Here is a 13,010-nt window from a genome sequence, read left to right as displayed (position 1 = left end):
CTGGTGTATTTCGGACGGGTCAGGAAGCGATCCGCGTCCGATGGAGCTCCGCGTCGGTGAGCGGCGCGTCGGAGCCGGTCAGGTACTGCACGAGGGTGTCGCGCTCGTCCAGCACCAGCCAGCGGCTCGAATCGGTGACCCGATCCCGGCCGGCCTTCGTGGTGACACCGAAATCCACTCGGGCAGAGGAGGTTTCGGTGGCGAACGGAACGGGGGTGGCGCCGGTCTTGGCAATGGCCAGGCGGGCCACGATCGACTCCAGCTGCGGGGTCTCCGCGATCGCGACGCGGGCGCCCGGGTGCGCGCCGAGGCGGAGCAGCATGCGCGCCAGGCGATTCGACCAGCGATCGAGTTCGGCGTAGGTCAGCGTGACATTGCCGGCGGTGACCGCGACGGCGGCGGGATCGGTGTGCGGTGCAGGAGACTCCGCGCTCACCCGCAGCGGAACGAGGGTGGCGACCGGCGATTCGAGCTGCTTGCACATCGATATCATCCTCTCGGAAGTGCGACTGTGTGGTGCTGTTCGGGATGTATCCCACTGTCGTCGCATCCGGTTCGATCAGACAGCAACCTATGTGCTGCCGATCACCGCTCCGAGGGTGATGGATGTGCCACCCAGGGTGGGTGGAAGATCAGTTGTCCAAGATCAGGGGCCGGGCTCAGCCGAGCGTCATCATGGTCTGCTGGATCATGTTCAGCGAGTCGCGCGGGCTCAGCGCCATGGCCCGCAACTGATCGAACATCACCCCGTAGCGGCGGACCTCGGGGTGGCCCTCGATGAGTTCGTCGCTGGCGATGCCCTCCACGTACACCAGCTCCGGGTCGGCGGGGTCGGGAAAGTCCAGCAGGGTGAAGGATCCCAGCATCCCGGGGTGTGCGCCGGCGTCGAAGGGCAGGATCTGCAGGATCACATTGCGCTTCTCGGTGTGCATGACGAGCTGGTCGAACTGTTCGCGCATGACGGCCGGCCCGCCGACCAGCCGCCGGATGACGGCCTCGTCGAGCACCACCCACAGTTCCAGCGGATCGTCCTTGGTGAGTACCCGCGAACGCTCAATGCGGGCGCGAATTCGCTGTTCCCGCACCTGTTCCGAGATCTTGGGCATGGTGGTGTCGTAGACGGCGTCGGCGTAGGCGGAGGTCTGTAGCAGGCCCGGGATGTAGGTGGATTGGAAGAACCGCGCCGAGAGCGCCTCGGCTTCGAAGTTGATGTAGGCGCCGTACACCTCGGAGACGGCGTCCTCGAACGAGCGCGCCATGCCGGGCTTGAGCGCGTCCACCAGCAACTGCAAGGCATCTGAACGCTGTGGTTCGCCGATCTTGTAGAGGTCCAGCATCGCGGTCAGCGTGCGGCGCTGTGGCCTGGCCTGAGCGGTTTCGATGCGGTACAGCGTGGTGACGTTGATACCGGTCTTGCTGCTGACCACCTCTTTGCTGAGACCCGCGGTCTCGCGCATCTCGTGCAGCATTGCCGCGAGTCTGCGCAAACGGACGGTAAGCACGGTGCGCTTCCCAGCCATGACAACCCTTTCGCCTTGCGCACTACCTAGAACGCAGTATTGCGTTCTTGCATTTGTAAGAGCATGATCCAGCTAGCCTATTCGTGAACAACCGATCCGATGAGCGGTATAGCTGAATCCGGAGACCAATCATGTTGGTGCGATTAGTGATGTTGTGGGGCGTGGCGGGGGAGTCGAGATGACCACATCGATAGCGGGTGGACTCCCCACGGCTCCCCAATTGCTCTGTGCCTTCCAGGGCAGGCGATTTCAAGATCGAGTCCTGCTGCGCTCGGCGCACGCGCTCGCGGAGTTGCACGAACGCCGCGCCCAGGTACGGGATCCCATGCTGGTTTCCGAGATCGATTGCCGCCGGAGTGAACTCGTCGACGATATCAACGACTGGGTGGGACAGGAACTGCCGCAGCATCGCAACGGGGCTGCGTTGCACACCGAAAGCCTGGGGGCCGTTGTGGATCGCATGGCCCGGAGCTGGGTCGAAGCCAATCAGGTGATAGACCATGAGGGCGCGGCCAGCGATAATACCCATAAACACTGGTACCATCTCGCCGAACTCGTCGACGGCTACACTGATCTCGTATTCGACGTGGCCGGAGGCCGTCGCCGTTTACCAGAACAATGATTCCAAATGCATTGACACAATTGATGCATTGCCACCGAGTCATTGATCGTCAGCGGTGACGTCAACTCGGGCCGGGCTATCCGACCAATAGCTCGCCCGAACCGTTAGACGTCGCCCGCCACAAGACGGCGGGCGCAACGGGGCGCCCCGCCCGGCGTGCCGCGTGGTCGACTGGCGCGGCACGCCCGCCCTGCACCTCGCTTCTTCTCGAACATTTGCATTTCTCTCGAACGCAGGGTGTCCCGTACGCGAAATTGCGGGTGCCAAACGTATTTCACAACGAGCGGATGGAGTTCGATCGTGGAAGCGGGGGAGGAATCAGCCGAAAGGCTGTACCAGCAGGCGCTGGGCGGGACCTTCCGTATGGATGTCGCGTGCGCACGCGAGTGCGCCGCGAACTTCCTGCGATTCGCGGACGCCCTGGACCCGCAGATCGCGCACGTCACCGCGGCGGCCACCCCGTCCGGCTTCGGCGCGTTCCCCTCCTCGGCCCAATTGCGCACCGGATTCGCCGCCAAGGCAACAGAACTCACCACCACCCTGTCCACCCTCCAACTCTCGGCCACCCGCATGGCCGCCGCCTACCTCCTGGCCGCCGGCCTCATCCAACACTCCGACACCACCCACTCCCGCGCCCTCCTCGCAGCCCGCGCGGGCCTCGACTCCCCGAGCTGATCCCTCCTCGGGGAAACCGATTGGGCCGGTACCGATCCCGGTACCGGCCCAATCACCGTATATGCCCGAGTGGCCTTTCCTGCTGTGAATCCGGTTGGATCGGGTACGCGCGTTGCGTCTGCGTCGGCGTGATGCTGGTGACTTGGCGCTGATGCGAGTCGAACAGCTCGATGCCGAAGGAGCTGTTGTCGATTTCACGTCGCGCTTGCTGGGTGGTCTGGTGCGTCGGCTCGGTGCCGGTGCGGTCCGGGAAGTGCTGCCGGACGCGCTGCCGTGGGTGACGTTCCTCCCCGAGACCGACGTCGATCGATTCGTCGTCGAACTCGTGGATGTCGCGCAGGGCGCGGCGTCGCTCGAGAACTTGGCACCGCTCGCCACCCTGCTCACGCAATGGCGTCATACCGCTGAAATCCACGCGGACCCAGCACTTCTGGCCTTGCTCACCCGGGAACCCGAGGGTGATCTCGGCGAGGTGCCGATACCGGAACCTCCGGAGGGCGATGCATGAGCCCGAAGCGAGGGGATCGAGCCGCACCGCCCGCAGTCGAACCTGAGTACGAGATCCGTTTCGCCACGACCGAAGCCGTGACAGGCTGGGAGGAGCTGGCTCGGCAGGTGCCCGCTGCCCTACGCCGGGCGTTCGAGGCGATCCGCGCCGATCCGCGTTCGCCGGTCAATCCGGATCGTCACCATCGACTCAAGGGTGCGCTCGGCACCGCGACGTGGAAGGGCGCGATGCTCGAGCGCTGGCAGTTCGAAGTGACTGGCGGAGGCCGAATCTGGCTTCTCGTCGACGATGCCCGCAGGACCGCGTGGATAACGTATGCGGGTGTCGGGCATCCGAAGCAGACCGAGTGATCAGCGCAGGGCGGCGCGGCCCTTCAGGCGGCCGAGGATGACCAGGGCCAGCAGGGTTACCAGGACCAGGAGGGTGGTGCTGGCGGCGGCGTCGAAGACTTCGCCGCGGTCGGTTTCGGCGAAAATGGTGACGGGCAGGGTTTTCCAGGTGGCGGGGTAGACCATGATCGTCGCGCCCAGTTCGCCCATGGAGAGGGCGACCGCCAGGCCCGCTGCCGCGCCGAGGGCGGGCAGGAGCAGGGGGAGGGTGATGCGGAACAGGACTCGGACCGGGCCCGCGCCGAGGGATTCGGCGGCCTGCTGGTAGCCGGGGTCGAGGCGGTCGAGGGCGGCGGAGACGCCGGAGAAGGCGTAGGCCAGGACCAGGACCGTGTGGGCCAGGATGACAATCCATTTGGTGCCGCCGAGCAGGAGCGGCTGCTCGTTGAAGGCGATGAGGACGCCCAGGCCGATGGCCACCGAGGGGACGGCGACCGGGATGTGGAAGACGGCATCGGTGCTGCGGCGCAACCACTCCGGGGCCTCGCGGGAGGCCAGCGCCGCCCAGGTGCCGAGGACCAGGGCCAGCCCACCGGCCAGCAGCGCGGTTTGCAGGCTCACCGAGAGGCTGGCGGCCTGCTCACCGGAGAGGGCGCGGCCGAAGTTGGCGAAGCCGAGTTCCGAAGGGAGCGGCCCGTTCCAGCGTCCGGCCAGCGCGGCGGCCACCACGGTGGCGATCGGGGCCACGAACACCACGCCGACCACCAGCGCGAACACGGCGAGCACGGCGGCGCGGCCGCGGCGAGTCCAGACCAGCACGGTTCAGCTCTCCTTCCGGGCGCTGGTCAGGCGAGCGAAGACCAGGCGGTAACCGATATAGAGGGTCAGCGACAGCAGCACCTGCACGGTGGCCAGCACCGCAGCGCCGGGCAGGTCGAAGGTCACGATGCCGCGCGTGTAGATGAGCGCGGGCAGGGTGATCACACCCTTCGCGCCGGTGAACAGCACGATCCCGAACTCGTTGAGCGTCAACAGCAGTACGAGGCTGCCGCCCGCGGCGAGCGCCGGCCAGGCTTCCGGCAGCACAACCTGGCCGAGCACCCGCCAGGGTGAGGCCCCGAGACTCGAGGCCACATCCAGTTGTTCGCGGGGCAGCTGCGCGAACGCCGCCAGCAGCGGCCGCACCACGAACGGCGTGAAGAAGGTGATCTCCGCGAGAATGACGCCCCACGGCGTCGACAGGTAGTTCAGCGCCGGTTCCGTGCTGCCGGTGATCTCCCCGATGAGCGCGTTCACCGCCCCGGCCGTCCCGTACAGGAAGGTAAAGGCCAGTGTCACAAGAAAAGACGGCAGCGTGAGCACGGTATCGATGAGCCGCCCCACCACCCCCGACCCCGGAAACGGCACGAACGCCAGCACGATCGCCAGAAACGTCCCCAGCACCAGGCATCCCAGTGTGGACGACGCCGCGATCATCACGGTGCGCCACAAGGCATTCCGGAACGACTCCGACCCGAGAACCTGAGTCCACGTCTCCGTGCCCCGCCCACCCGACTTCGTCTCGGTCGACTCCCACAGCACCCGCGAAATCGGATACACGGCAATGAGAACGACCACCAGCACCGGCGGCAGTGTCCACAACACCGGCTGCCACGACCGCCGCGGCTCGACGGGTGCGGGTTCGCCAGGGGGAGCGGCGGATTCGAGCAGCGCGGTCATGCGCGCACCTCGGGTTCGGCTGCGGCGGAATCGCTTCCGGGGGCCGGGGGGATGAGGACGCCGGCGGGGTCGGGGAAGCGGACGCCGACGTGGTCGCCGGGGGTGAGTTCGCTGTGGCCGGGGACGTCGGCGGTGATCTCCACGGGGAGGCCGGTGATGTCCAGGTGCAGGCGGGTGGAAGCGCCCTTCCAGACGCTGGTGATCACGGTGCCGCGCAGGGCATCTCGTTCGGTGAGGGGCACGATGCGCACGGTGTGCGGCCGGACGCACAGTTGCGCGGCGGCATTGGGGGTCCAGTCGGGGCGGGTGACGCCGGGGGCGGGGGCTTCGGCGCGCAGGGTGTGCTCACCGGCGGTGACCAGGGCTGCCGTGCCGGAGACGTGATTCACGGTGCAGGGCAGCAGGTTCGCGCCGCCGAGGAAGGCGGCGGTGAAATCGGTGGAGGGCCGCTGCCACAGGTTGTGGGCGGTGTCGATGTCGACCAGGCGGGCATCGCGCATGACGGCGATCCGGTCGGCCAGCGCCAGCGCTTCGGCCTGGTCGTGGGTGACGTACAGCATCGCGGTGTCCGGCAAGGCTTTTCGCAGCTGCTGGAGTTCGCCGAGCATGGATTGCCGTAGTTGGGCGTCCAGCGCGGCGAGGGGCTCGTCGAGCAGCAGCACCTTCGGCCGGATGGCCAGCGCCCGCGCGATCGCCACTCGCTGCTGCTGCCCGCCGGACAGCTCGCGGGGCAGTCGCTTGGCGTAGGAACCCATCCCCACCATCTCGAGCGCCTCGGCGACCCGGTCGCCGATCTCGTTGCGCGGCACCCGATGTGCCTTCAATCCGAAGGCCACATTGTCGTGCACCCGCATATGCGGGAACAGCGCGTAGGACTGCACGACCACTCCGATCCCGCGCTTGGCGGGGGAGAGGTCGGTGACGTCGCGCCCGGCCAGCCGCACCGCGCCCGAGGTGGGCCGGACGAATCCGGCCAGGGCCTTGAGCGCGGTGGACTTGCCGGAGCCGCTGGGGCCGAGCAGGGCAACCGTTTCCCCCGCGGCGACGCGCAGGTTGAAATCGGCCAGTGCGACAGTGGTTTTGCGGCCGCGGCCGTAGCTGACCCCGACCCGGTCGAACACTATGGCCGGTTCGGCGGCGGTGGTTTCCGTCGCCGTGGTGGTCGTCAACGCGGAGGACATGGTTGCTGCTCCTGGTCTTCGGGGGTTAGCTGCCGGTGGCCTTGTTGTAGGCGGCCACATCGGCGTCGAGGTCGGTGAGGACCGCGTTCCAGTCGGGATGCACGACGGTGACGTTCTTGATCAGCGCGGCCGGGCTGGTGCCGCCGGGGACCGGGGTGTTGCGCACGTCCTCACGCGCGGGCACGGCCATGGCGTCGACCAGCGTCTTCTGCGCCTCGGCCGAGAGCAGGAAGCCCATGAGCTTCTTGGCGGCCTCCGAATGCGGCGCGCCCTTGGCCAGCCCCATCAGGTACGGCAGCGCGACGGTGGACTGCTTGCCGCCGGTTTCGGCCGGGAAGAAGAGATTGAACTTGGACCCCTTCTCCTTGATATTGGCCAGGTTCATCTGAATGTCGCCATTGGCGATGAGGATCTCGCCCTTGTCCACCTTGGCCTGCAGCTTGCCGGTCGAGGAGGACGGCCCGACATTGTTGACCTGCAGCTTGGTCAGGTAGTCCAGCGCGCCCTGCTTGCCGTAGAGCTGGTGCAGCAGGATGAGCACCGCGGTGCCGTCACCGGCCTGGCCGGGGGTGGAGTACTGGATCTTGCCCTGGTACTCCGGCTTCAGCAGGTCGTCCCAGGTGAGTTTGGCGGCGTCGACCGACGGGTTGGCGATGAAGCACAGGTAGTTGCCCGCCAGCGACACCCAGTCGCCGTCGGTGTCCTTGTCGGTGGCGGGCACGCCGCTGAAGTCGACGCCGCTCTTCTGCAGCAGTCCGCTCTTCTCGGCCTTCTGCATGAACGGCGGCAGCGTGACGATCACGTCGGCCTGCGGGTTGGACTGTTCCTTCTCCACCCGGTTGACGACCTCGCCGGAGCCGGCTTCGACCAGGTTGACCGCGATGCCGGTCTGCTCCTTGAACTTGGCGAACTGGGTCTTGTACCAGTCGCCGACACCGTCGGCGGAGTAGACGGTGACGGTCTGTCCATCGGTGGACTCGGTGCCGGTGCCGCCGCAGGCGGTGAGGCTGAACGCGACGGCGGTGGCGGAGGTGAGGATCAGGGCGGTCCGGGCGATGGTGCGTGCGAGGCGGTTGTTCTGATTACGCACGGTGACTGCAACTTTCAGTTCGTTGGGTAGGCAAGCCGAAGGGACGGTGCGGGTATCCCGCCGCCCCGGCGCGGAGGTGCCGGGGCGGCGGAAATCTGGTGTGGGTCAGCCACGTTCGGCCAGCAGCAGCTGGGCGAATTCGGTGATGGAGGGAACGACGTGGGTGGCCCCGGCCGCACGCAGCTGCTGTTCGTCGTGCGCGCCGGTGAGCGTGCCCGCGACGATCCGCGCGCCGGCGGCCAGCCCGGTGGCGATATCGCTGGCCGTATCGCCCAGCACCGCAACCTGATCCACGGCGTCGATGCCGAGGCGCAGCAGCGCGGTCAGCACCATGTCCGGGTAGGGGCGGCCGCGCCCGGCGTCCGCGGGCGAAAGGGTGAGATCGGCGATATCGTTCCAGCCCAGTGCGTTCAGCAGCTTGTCCTGGGTGGCGCGGCTGAATCCGGTGGTCAGCGCCACCTTGACGCCGGCCGCCCGCAGGGCCGTGATCGCTTCGGCCGCACCGGGAATCGGGGCGACGGCGGTGGCGGCGAATTCGTCGTAGGCGGCTTCGAAGGCGCGATTGGCCAGCTGCGCCCGGTCCTCGTCGCCGAGCAGCGCCCGGAAGACGACGATCTTGGACTGCCCCATGGTGTCGATGACGTACTGCCGCGCGCCCTCGCGTTCGGTGCCTTCGGGGGGAATCCCGGCGGCGGTGGCGGCCTCCTCGAAGGCGCGCAGCACCAGCCCGCCGTCGGCCACGGTGGTGCCCGCCATGTCCAGGACGGCCAGTTCGATCTTCTTGTCGGACAAGGTGATACGTCTCCTCGAACTAGGGATTGGGGCTCACAGCGAGAGCAGGTCGGCGGTTTCCTCGCCGAGTGCGGGACCCAGGGTCATGCCGCGTCCGCCCGGCCCGGTGATCACCCAGACGTTGTCGGCGGCCTGCGCGCGGGTCACGATGGCGCCCGGATCGATGCTCTGGCTGTACACGCCGGCCCAGCGCCGCACGACGGTCGGCAGCTTGCGCCCGAGCAGTTCCTCCGCGACGGCGGTGAGGTGCTCGTAGGGGGCCTCGTCCACATCGAAGTTGAACGGCTCGTCGTATTCGTGGGTGTCGCCGATGGTGAGCCCGCCGTGCAGCCGCTGCACGCACAGCAGCTGCATCTTGTGCTGTGCGGCCGTGAAGGGTTGCGCCTCTTCGAGATTCAGCCGATCCAGTTCCGCGCCCCGGAAGGCCGGGTAGTAGCGGAAGCTGTCGCCGTCGGCGACGGCGGTGGTGAGCGGTTCGCCCAGCGGGGCGGTCTGCATCATCTGCAACCGCACCCGGCGGACCGGGAGTTCGCCGACGAGTTCGCGGGTGAATCCGGCGTGTGCCGCACCCGGGCAGACGAGCACCAGATCGCCGTCGTGGCGGCGGCCGTGATCGTCGAAAACCGCTGTGCCGGTGATGGTCCGGGCCTCGGTGCCGGCGAAGAAGGTGTAGCGTCCGGTGGCCTCCATATAGCGGCGCAGCGCGGGCAGCGCCTGGCGCGACTCCACCGCCGCGTCCTTCGAACAGTGCAGTCCGGCAAGGAATTTGCCGCGCAGGGCGGGGTTGATCGCGCGCACCCGCTCGGGATCCAGCAGTTCGAACCCGCGCTCGGCGGCCGACGCGCTGCGCACGGCGGCCTCGGCGACGGCGAGTTCGGCCTCGGTGCGCACCAGCGTCATGGATCCGGCGGGCCGGAAGCCGACGCCCGGCACCTTGCCGCCGATCTCCTCCCACAGCTGCCGGGACCGCAGCGTGATCTCGAGTTCGGTGGCGCTGCGCCCCGACACCCACACCAGGCCGAAGTTGCGGACGGTGGCGCCGCGGGCCTCGGCCTCGCGCTCCAGGTGTACGACGTCGTGTCCGCGCCCGATCGCCGCGAGGGCGTGGGCGGTGCCGAGGATTCCGCCTCCGATGATGACCAATCGCATGGACCCATCGTGAACAATGGTCTAGACCTACGAGTGTTTCGTGTGCAAACAGCAGGTTAATAATTGGTATAGACCAATCTCATGTAGGCTGAGCGGCATGGACACAACGGATGTCGCAGGGGTGGGCGCCTCCACGAACCGCATGCCCAAGTCGTATCGGGTGCGCGCGGAACTCGAAGCCCTGCTCGGCCAACTGGGGGAGGGCGACCCGCTGCCGTCGGAGCGCGAACTGGCGTTGCGCTGCGGCGTGGCCCGCGAAACCGTGCGGCAGGCGCTGCGAGAACTGCTGGTGGAGGGCCGGATTCGCCGTCAGGGTCGCGGCACCGTGGTCTCGCGCCCGAAAATGGTGCAGCCCTTGTCCTTACGCTCCTACACCGAGGGTGCGCTGAAGTTCGGCCGCACGCCCGGCCGCCTCCTGGTCGACTGGTCCGACGTCCCCGCCGACCCGGATACCGCCCGCGATCTCGGCGTCGACCCCGACACCCCGGTCATGCATCTGGAACGCATCCTGCTCGCGGACGGCGAACGCATCGGCCTGGAAAGCACTTTCATGCCCCTGGACCGTTTCGCCACCCTCCGTGAAACCTACGACCCCACCACCTCCCTCTACGCGGCGGTCCGCGCCACCGGCGTGGTGTACGCCGCGGCCACCGAACGCATAGAAACCGTCCTCGCCTCCCCTCGGGAGGCGGCCCTGCTCGAATGCACGACCGCCCTCCCGATGCTGCTGCTCCACCGCCGCAGCGTCGACATCGACGACCGCCCGGTGGAACGCGTCCGCTCCCTCTACCGTGGCGACCGCATCGCCTTCCAGGCCGGCCTGCGCGACGAGCCGACCCCCTAATCCGGTGCGGCGTAGGGCGCTTCCCGCACCCACGCCCACCCTTGGGCCAGCGCGGCCGCCGTCAACTGCTTCCGCGCCCCACACCGTTCGGTCGTTATCCCGTCCCCCGCAACACATCTCAAATGCGGGTACATCAATGCCTGAACGGTGCGGGAATGCCGCAGTGAATCGCAATCCTCCGGAAATCGCTCATGCTTGACCCGCGACACTGTGAACACCATCAGACATCCCTCCTGGCCCGATGCTTCCCCTGATACCGCCACTTGCGGCGGTCCCCACTGAAGCCCCACACGGCTATAGCGGCGCACAGCCCATCGAGCGTTACGAGCGCCCATATCTCCCACGACATTTGGCATCTCCCGGTCGGTTTCATTTGATGCCAGAGCGGCGGCTGCGCGCCGGTCGCCGCCTGGTGAAGTAAGTAGACACCGCCACAGCAGTCCGGTAATACATTCGCCCCGAATAACATTGGAGTGCGATACGCACATGTGCGTAGACGACGCTCTCCTAATAGGGAGGCTAACGAATGGCCGGATTGACAGTGTCCCGCATGGACTTTGGCAATTTCATGCAGCATCTGCGCAAACGCGCTCCGCGAAGTGCTCTGTCGCGGGCGGCGGCGCATCTCGAGGTCACCAGGTTCGTGCTCATGCGGATGGAAGAGGGCAGCCCGACGCGGATGACAACGCCGCAGCTGGTAAGCCTTCTGGACTTCTACGAGGTCACTCCCGAAGAGCGGGCGGAGGCGCTCAGGCTCTGGTCCGAGATCCGGGAGCAGGACAAGGTCACCAAGGCGCAAGGGAATTCGAAAGGGTTCTGGAAAGCCTACTCCGATCAGGTGGCCCCGAACTTTCCGAAATTCCTGCGTCTCGAAGGAGCCGCCGATCACATCATTGCGCACCAACCGGTTGTTATTCCGGGCCTCCTGCAAACCGCCGATTACCGCCGTTCCGTTGACCGAATCGACAATCCCGACCTGTCGGCCGTCGATATGCAGCGCCGCCTCGTACTCGCCGCGCACCGGCAGGCTCGCTTGGGCGAGAGCGGATTTCGGTTCGAAGCCTTCTTGTCCGAGGCGGTACTGCGCCACCGGCCCGGCGCACCGTCGATGATGCGGGCTCAGCTGCAATGGATTGCGGAGGTGAGCGAATACGAGAACGTCAGCGTCTACGGCATACCATTCTCCGTCGGCCCCCACCCCGGCCTGACTATTCAGACGTTCACGCTGCTCCAGTTTCCCACAGGCGCAAGCGGAATGACCTTGCCTTCGGTGATCTACGCGGAAGGCGCGATCGGAAGCACCTTCCATGAGGACCAGGCCGAAGTCGATCATTATCTACGGGCGATCGAAGGGCTCCGGGCTGTAGCGTTGACAGAAGCGGGCACCAGGGACATGGTGCTTCGAATCGCCAAGGAGTACGCGACATGAGGAAACCGGTCCGCGGCCAGTGGTACAAGTCCAGCAGATCAGACGTCGGCAAGCAGTGCGTAGAGGTCTACCACGCCGAGGGCCGGACCGGCGTCCGCGACTCCAAGGATCTTGGCCGGGGGCCGGAGCTGTGGTTCCCGGAGGGGGAGTGGGACGCCTTCATTCGCAGCGGGATCTGGCGAGCCCTCTAGTCGGCCTGGAGAAGGCGACGTGAGTGCGACACGGCCGGACCGCATATGGTTCAAGTCCAGCAGGTCAGCAGCCGCGAACGAATGCGTGGAAATCTATTTCGGGCACCGGGTGGGCGTTCGTGACTCCAAGGATCGTGGCCACGGCCCTGAACTGTGGTTTCCGCAGGGGGAGTGGGATGCCTTCATCCGCAGTGGGATCTGGCGGCGCTAGCTCGCGGCGGACAGTACGAGTTTCAGCACCTCGTCGAAGGCTTCGGCCATGACGTTGTGGCCGTGCGGCAGGGTGTGCACGGTCCAGGAGGGGTCCCGGAGCAGGCGGTCGTAGAACCGGGTGAACGGGGTTTCGGGGTAGCCGGTCATGAACAGGTAGTGCTTGCGGGGGATCTGATCCAGGGTTCCGGTCAGCCGGATCGCTTGCAGCATGGACGCCAGAGGTTGTGCGGTGACGCGGGTTTCGGTGAGGAACTTGGGCGGCTGCATGGAGAAGCCGTCCTCGGCCACGTCGGAGAGGTACTGGTCCCGCCAGAACGGCGGGCTCATGCTCCACACCGAATCACCGTCACGCGGTACGAACGCGTCCAGGTAGACCAGTCCCGAAATCCGGTGCGGCACAGCGTCGGCGGCCCCGGTGATCGACATTCCGCCGGAGCTGTGGCCCACCAGCACCACATCGGACAGGTCATTGCTCTCGAGTACGGACACCACATCCGCGACATGGGTGTCGAGGTTGACGCCCGCGCTCGCGAGATGCACCCGATCCCCGAGCCCGGTCAAACTCACGGCGTACGCCTCATGCCCCTGCGCCCGAAGCTCTCGAGCCAGCGGCTCGAACCACCACCCACCGTGAAACACTCCGGGCACCAGTACGAACGTCGTCACCGTCATCTCCTCGAGCTCTGAACCCATGGCGCTGCGCCGACTCCACAACCTATCCCACCCGGGTCCAAACCTCCTGTGCTGC

17 protein-coding genes are annotated in these 13,010 nt (G+C 66.9%); 8 read left to right on the top strand and 9 right to left on the bottom strand.

The genetic code is table 11. The features are described 5' to 3' along the window. Positions 1–19: 19 nt before the first annotated feature. Both H0264_RS32080 and H0264_RS32075 read right to left on the bottom strand, forming a co-directional pair. A complete protein-coding gene (locus tag H0264_RS32080) occupies positions 20–484 on the bottom strand; it encodes an AMP-binding protein (RefSeq protein ID WP_181581011.1) in 465 nt (154 codons plus the stop codon). A gap of 175 nt (positions 485–659) precedes the next feature. Then, a complete protein-coding gene (locus H0264_RS32075) occupies positions 660–1,520 on the bottom strand; it encodes a helix-turn-helix domain-containing protein (RefSeq protein WP_181581010.1) in 861 nt (286 codons plus the stop codon). Between the two features lie 262 nt (positions 1,521–1,782). Here H0264_RS32075 and H0264_RS32070 point away from each other — a divergent pair, with 262 nt between their 5' ends. The 4 genes from H0264_RS32070 (at position 1,783) to H0264_RS32055 (ending at position 3,675) form a co-directional block, all read left to right on the top strand. Continuing rightward, positions 1,783–2,142, top strand: a complete 360-nt coding sequence (locus H0264_RS32070; RefSeq protein WP_181585986.1) for a DUF4254 domain-containing protein — start codon at positions 1,783–1,785, stop codon at positions 2,140–2,142. Between the two features lie 300 nt (positions 2,143–2,442). Next, a complete protein-coding gene (locus H0264_RS32065) occupies positions 2,443–2,817 on the top strand; it encodes a hypothetical protein (RefSeq protein ID WP_181581009.1) in 375 nt (124 codons plus the stop codon). Positions 2,818–2,929: 112 nt separating this feature from the next. Beyond that, a complete protein-coding gene (locus H0264_RS32060; RefSeq protein ID WP_220139879.1) occupies positions 2,930–3,325 on the top strand; it encodes a hypothetical protein in 396 nt (131 codons plus the stop codon). Continuing rightward, complete coding sequence (locus H0264_RS32055) at positions 3,322–3,675, top strand: hypothetical protein (RefSeq protein WP_181581008.1); 354 nt, start codon at positions 3,322–3,324, stop codon at positions 3,673–3,675. Before H0264_RS32060 ends, H0264_RS32055 begins: the two co-directional genes overlap by 4 nt. On the opposite strand, the gene H0264_RS32050 is transcribed toward H0264_RS32055, so the two are convergent. The 6 genes from H0264_RS32050 to H0264_RS32025 form a co-directional block, all read right to left on the bottom strand. Then, on the bottom strand, positions 3,676–4,473 hold the full coding sequence (locus H0264_RS32050) for an ABC transporter permease (protein ID WP_181581007.1): 798 nt from the start codon (positions 4,471–4,473) through the stop codon (positions 3,676–3,678). Positions 4,474–4,476: 3 nt separating this feature from the next. Next, entirely contained in the window at positions 4,477–5,373 is an 897-nt protein-coding gene (locus tag H0264_RS32045; protein WP_181581006.1) for a 2-aminoethylphosphonate ABC transporter permease subunit, read from the bottom strand. Further along, the gene (locus tag H0264_RS32040; RefSeq protein WP_181581005.1) at positions 5,370–6,554 is read right to left on the bottom strand and encodes an ABC transporter ATP-binding protein; all 1,185 of its coding nucleotides are present in this window, start codon (positions 6,552–6,554) and stop codon (positions 5,370–5,372) included. The genes H0264_RS32045 and H0264_RS32040 overlap by 4 nt, the downstream gene beginning before the upstream one ends. A 25-nt stretch (positions 6,555–6,579) precedes the next feature. Then, the gene (locus H0264_RS32035; RefSeq protein ID WP_420832004.1) at positions 6,580–7,644 is read right to left on the bottom strand and encodes a 2-aminoethylphosphonate ABC transporter substrate-binding protein; all 1,065 of its coding nucleotides are present in this window, start codon (positions 7,642–7,644) and stop codon (positions 6,580–6,582) included. 105 nt (positions 7,645–7,749) lie between these two features. Continuing rightward, a complete protein-coding gene (locus H0264_RS32030; protein ID WP_181581004.1) occupies positions 7,750–8,436 on the bottom strand; it encodes a phosphonatase-like hydrolase in 687 nt (228 codons plus the stop codon). 33 nt (positions 8,437–8,469) lie between these two features. Beyond that, on the bottom strand, positions 8,470–9,585 hold the full coding sequence (locus H0264_RS32025) for a TIGR03364 family FAD-dependent oxidoreductase (protein ID WP_181581003.1): 1,116 nt from the start codon (positions 9,583–9,585) through the stop codon (positions 8,470–8,472). Positions 9,586–9,682: 97 nt separating this feature from the next. Here H0264_RS32025 and H0264_RS32020 point away from each other — a divergent pair, with 97 nt between their 5' ends. The 4 genes from H0264_RS32020 (at position 9,683) to H0264_RS32005 (ending at position 12,260) form a co-directional block, all read left to right on the top strand. Continuing rightward, complete coding sequence (locus H0264_RS32020) at positions 9,683–10,429, top strand: GntR family transcriptional regulator (protein ID WP_181581002.1); 747 nt, start codon at positions 9,683–9,685, stop codon at positions 10,427–10,429. Positions 10,430–10,979: 550 nt separating this feature from the next. Then, positions 10,980–11,858: a helix-turn-helix domain-containing protein gene (locus tag H0264_RS32015; protein WP_181581001.1), complete on the top strand. Its 879-nt coding sequence runs from the start codon at positions 10,980–10,982 to the stop codon at positions 11,856–11,858. Beyond that, on the top strand, positions 11,855–12,049 hold the full coding sequence (locus H0264_RS32010; RefSeq protein ID WP_181581000.1) for a DUF397 domain-containing protein: 195 nt from the start codon (positions 11,855–11,857) through the stop codon (positions 12,047–12,049). Before H0264_RS32015 ends, H0264_RS32010 begins: the two co-directional genes overlap by 4 nt. A 19-nt stretch (positions 12,050–12,068) precedes the next feature. Further along, positions 12,069–12,260, top strand: a complete 192-nt coding sequence (locus H0264_RS32005) for a DUF397 domain-containing protein (RefSeq protein ID WP_181580999.1) — start codon at positions 12,069–12,071, stop codon at positions 12,258–12,260. Here the strand turns inward: H0264_RS32005 and H0264_RS32000 are convergent. Continuing rightward, on the bottom strand, positions 12,257–12,928 hold the full coding sequence (locus H0264_RS32000; RefSeq protein WP_181580998.1) for an alpha/beta fold hydrolase: 672 nt from the start codon (positions 12,926–12,928) through the stop codon (positions 12,257–12,259). The two genes, H0264_RS32005 and H0264_RS32000, sit on opposite strands and share 4 nt — an antisense overlap. Between the last annotated feature and the right edge of the window lie 82 nt (positions 12,929–13,010).

The organism is Nocardia huaxiensis (assembly GCF_013744875.1).
Classification (GTDB): Bacteria; Actinomycetota; Actinomycetes; order Mycobacteriales; family Mycobacteriaceae; genus Nocardia; species Nocardia huaxiensis.
This window is presented reverse-complemented; position numbering and strand designations above follow the sequence as displayed.